Source organism: Streptomyces sp. D2-8, assembly GCF_023184515.1.
Lineage (GTDB): Bacteria > Actinomycetota > Actinomycetes > Streptomycetales > Streptomycetaceae > Streptomyces.
Genome location: NZ_JAAHBP010000059.1, coordinates 1 through 4,921, shown reverse-complemented (window position 1 = coordinate 4,921; position 4,921 = coordinate 1). Strand labels below are relative to the sequence as shown.

Below are 4,921 nucleotides of genomic sequence, written 5' to 3'. Positions count from 1 at the left end.
TCAACGACCCGAGCAGCAAAGGCTGTTCACGGTCCTGGCCATAGGTCGCCAGCAGCGCCTGCGCCTCGATCGGGTCACCCAGCCGCGTGCCCGTGCCGTGCGCCTCCACCGCGTCCACCTCGGCGGGGGACAGACCGGCCGAGGCCAGCGCCTGGCGGATGACGCGCTCCTGCGACGGGCCGTTCGGTGCCGTCAGACCGTTCGAGGCGCCGTCCTGGTTCACCGCACTGCCCCGGACGACCGCCAGCACCTGGTGCCCGTTGCGCACGGCGTCCGACAGGCGTTCCACCACCAGCAGGCCCACGCCCTCCGACCAGGCCACACCGTCGGCGGCCGCCGCGAAGGACTTGCACCGGCCGTCGGGCGACAGCCCGCGCTGGCGGGAGAACTCGACGAAGACGTGCGGCCCGGCCATGACGGTCACGCCGCCGGCGAGGGCGAGCGAGCACTCGCCGTTGCGCAACGCGTTCGCCGCCAGGTGAAGGGCCACCAGCGAGGAGGAGCAGGCCGTGTCGACGGTGACGGCCGGGCCCTCGAAGCCGTAGGTGTAGGAGAGCCGGCCGGACACGACGCTGGAGAGGTTGCCCGCGAGCAGGAAGCCCTCGTACTCCTCGGGGCTCGCCGCGAGGCGGGAGGCGTAGTCGTCGTACATGGCGCCGGTGAACACGCCGGTGTCGGAGCCGTGCAGGCCGGCCGGGTCGATGCCGGCGTGCTCGAAGGCCTCCCAGGCCGTCTCCAGCAGCAGCCGGTGCTGGGGGTCCATGGCGGTGGCCTCGCGCGGCGGGATGCCGAAGAAGGCGGGGTCGAACCGGTCGGCGTCGTGCAGGAATCCGCCGTGCCGGACGTAGGAGGTGCCGGTGTGGGCGGGATCCGGGTCGTAGAGGCCGTCCAGGTCCCAGCCCCGGTTGCCGGGGAACTCGCTGATGGCGTCCCCGCCCTCGGAGACCAGCCGCCAGAGGTCGTCCGGTGAGGCGACGCCGCCCGGGTAGCGGCAGGCCATGCCCACGATCGCGATTGGTTCGTCGTGGTCGGCGGTGGGCCGCGCGGTGCGGGCCGGTGCCGGAGCGGCGGTGTCCGCGATCCGGGTGAGCAGGTGGTCGGCGACCGCTTCGGGCGTGGGGTGGTCGAAGACGACGGTGGCGGACAGCCGCAGTCCGGTGGCGGTGTTCAGGCGGTTGCGCAGTTCGACGCCGGCGAGGGAGTCGAAGCCGCTCTCCTTGAAGGCGCGCTTGGGATCGAGGCGTTGCGGGTCGGTGTGGCCGAGGACGCCGGCCACGATGCCGCGGACGAGGTCGAGGACGCTCTCACGGCGCCGCTCCTGCGGCAGGGCGGCGATCCGCTGCGCCCAGGTGGTGCCTTCGCCGCCCGCGTCGGCCGCGCGGGCGGCCGTGCGCCGGGAGCGGGCCGCCGGAGCCAGGTCGCGCAGCAGGGGCGAGGAATCGGCGCGTAGCGCACGCGCTTCGAAGACCACGGGCACGCGCAGCGCGTCGTCACCGGCCAGGGCCGCGTCGAAGAGGGCCAAGGCCTGCTCGGGGGTGAGGGTCCTGATGCCCTGGCGCGTCCAGCGGGCCAGGTCGGCGTCGCCGAGGGTGCCGCCCATGCCGTGGGTGCCGTCCCAGAGGCCCCAGGCGAGGGAGGTCGCGGGCAGTCCCGCCGCCCGGCGATGAGCCGCCAGCGCATCCAGGAACGCGTTGCCCGCCGCATAGTTCGCCTGCCCCGCCGTACCCAGCAGACCCGACACCGACGAATACACGACGAACGCCCGCAGACCCATCTCCCGGGTCAGCTCGTGCAGATACCACGCCGCGTCCACCTTCGGACGCAACACGGAATGCAGCCGCTCAGCGGTCAGACCCTCCACCGTCACGTCATCCAGCACACCCGCCGTGTGCACCACACCCGACAACTCACCCACCCCGGCCAGCAGTCCCGCCAGAGCCGACCGGTCCGTCACATCACACGCCGCCAGCCTCACGTCAGCACCCAGAGCCTCCAACTCCGACCGCAACTCCACCGCACCAGGAGCCGACTCACCACGCCGGCTCACCAACACCAGCGACCGCACCCCGTGAACCGCCACCAGATGCCGGGCCACCACAGCACCCAGACCACCGGTACCGCCCGTCACCAACACCGGACCAGAACCCCACGACACCTCACCGGTGTCACCCGGCACCGCCCGCCGCAACCGCGGCACCACCAACCCACCCGACCGCACCGCCACCTGCGCCTCACCACAAGCGACGGCCGCGGACAGGAGCGGGTCGTCGGTGGATACGTCGGCGTCGATCAGGACCACGCGGTCCGGATGCTCGGACTGCACGCTGCGCAGCAGGCCCCACAGCGGTGCCTGGGCCGGCTCCGGGACGAGGTCGCCGGGTGCGGCGGCCACGGCGCCCCGGGTGAGCACCGCGAGGCGCGCGTCGGTCAGGCGCTCGTCGGCGAGGAAGTCCTGCACGAGGCGCAGGAGGAATTCCGTCGCGTGGTGGGCGTGGGCCACCACCTCGCCGTGTCCGTCAGCGGCAGGGGCACGTACGAGAACCACGTCGGCCGTGGCGTCCACCTGTGTGAGGTCGGACGCCTCCACGACGCGCGGTGCGTCGCCCTCGGGTGCCGGGGCCGGCGTCCATTCCACGGCGTACAGGGCGTCGCTGAGCCGGGGTTCGGAGCGGAGCCGGTCCTTGGCGACCGGGCGCAGGGCGAGGGACTCCACGCTCATCACGGGTGCGCCGGCGGCGTCCGCGGCGTGCAGCGCGTAGGTGCCGGACCCGCCGGGCTCGATCCGCACCCGCAGGGTGTCGGCGCCTCCGGCGTGCAGGGACGCGCCGGACCAGGCGAACGGCAGCCGGATGGTGTCCGCGGCGGTGTCGTCCCCGGCCGCGTGCAGCACCACCGGGTGCAGGAGCGCGTCGAAGAGGGCGGGGTGCAGTCCGAACCGGTCGGCGCCGTCCTTGTGCGCGTCGGGCAGGGCGACCTCGGCGTACAGCGCGTCGGCCGTGCGCCACAGGCGCGTCAGTCCCTGGAAGGCCGGGCCGTAGGCGTAGCCCAGGGCGGTGAGGCGTTCGTAGGCGTCGTCCAGAGGCATCTCGTCGGCGCCTGCGGGCGGCCACTGGCGCAGGTCGGGTCCGGTCGGCGGGGTGCCGCCGAGGGTGCCGGAGGCGTGCCGCGTCCACAGTGGCCCGGCATCGGGACGGTTGTCCGGGCAGGCGTGGATCTCCACGGGCCGACCGCCGGAGGCGTCCGGTGCACCGACGGCGACCTGGACGCGTACGGCGCCCTGCTCCGGCAGCTCCAGGGGGGCTTCCAGGGTCAGTTCGTCGATCTGGTCGATGCCGAAGCGGCCCGCCGCGGCCAGGGCGAGTTCCAGGAACGCGGTGGCGGGCACGAGGACGGTGCCGGCGATGGCGTGGTCGGCGAGCCAGGGCTGGTCGGCGGCGGAGAGGCGGCCGGTGAGCACCAGCCCGTCGCTGCCGGCCAGTTCCACAGAGGCGTGCAGCAGCGGGTGTCCGGCCGGGTCGAGGCCCAGGCCCCGGGCGTCGAGGGGCCGTTCGGGGGTGAGCCAGTAGCGCTCCCGCTGGAAGGGGTACGTCGGCAGGTCGACGAGGCGGGCGCCGGGGTGGAAGGTCTCGGCCGCGAGCGGCGCGCCGCCCGCCCAGGCCGCGGCGATCCCGGCGAGGAAGGTCTCGCCCTCGGGGCGCGCCGCCCGCAGCAGCGGGACGACGACCGCGTCCGCGTCGGTCAGCGCGGCACGGGTCAGCGGGGTGAGCACGGCGTCGGGGCCGGCCTCGACGAACACGGTGGCGCCGTGCCGGTGCAGGGCCCGGGCGGCGTCGACGAACCGCACGGGCCTGCGGATCTGCTGCGCCCAGTAGTCGGGCGAGGTGAGCTCGTCCGGGCCGGCGAGTTCGCCGGTGACCGTGGAGACGATCGGGACGCGCGGCGCGTGGAAGGTGAGGCTCCGGGCGACGGCGCGGAACTCGTCCAGGACGTCGTCCATGTGCGGCGAGTGGAAGGCGTGGCTGACCTGGAGCCGGCGGGTGCGGCGGCCCCGGGCGCGCCACTGTGCGGCCAGTTCCTCGGCGGCGTCTTCGTCACCCGAGATCACGAGGGAGTCGGGGGCGTTGACGGCGGCGAGGTCGAGCCGGCCCGCCGTCTTCTCCAGGTCGGCGGCGATCTCGGCTTCGGTGGCCTCTACGGCGATCATGGCGCCGCCCGCCCGGGCCGCCTCCATGAGCCTCCCCCGGGCCGCGACCAGCCGGGCGGCGTCGGCGAGGGACAGCACGCCCGCGACATGGGCCGCGGCGAGTTCGCCGATGGAGTGCCCGGCGAGCAGGTCCGGTGTGGTGCCGTGGTGGGCGAGGAGCCGGAACAGGGCGACCTCTACGGCGAACAGGGCGGGCTGGGTGTAGGCGGTGCGGTGCAGCAGCCGGCCGGGCTCGCTGTCCGCGTCGGCGAACATCACCGTGCGCAGGGGCAGTTCGAGGTGTTCGTCGAGGGCCGCGCACACCTCGTCGAGGGCCGTCGCGAACACCGGGAACGCGGCGTACAGGTCACGGCCCATGCGGGCGCGCTGGGCGCCCTGCCCGGTGAACAGGAAGGCGGTGCGGCCCGCGCCCGCGGCGCTGCCGGTGACGACCCGGGCGCTTTCCTCGCCCCGGGCGAGGGCGGCGAGCCCGGTGAGGAGCGTGTCGGCGTCCGTGGCGGTGACGACGGCGCGGTGCGGCAGAGCGGTGCGGGTGACGGCGAGGGACGCGCCGGTGTCGGCGGGGTGTGCGCCGCTCCCGGTGACGAAGGCGTGCAGGCGCTGGGCCTGGGCGCGCAGCGCCGGCTCGTCCCGCGCGGACAGCACGAACGGAACCGGCCCGGACGACTCCGCCCGCTCGACAGCCTCCTGAGCGGCCACGAACTCCTCGACCACCAC

1 protein-coding gene is annotated in these 4,921 nt (G+C 74.7%); it reads right to left on the bottom strand.

Features of this window, described 5'->3' with window-relative positions; translation table 11 throughout:
- The coding region (locus tag G3I77_RS40465) for a type I polyketide synthase (RefSeq protein ID WP_282574517.1) at positions 1–4,921 on the bottom strand (4,921 nt) is incomplete at both ends.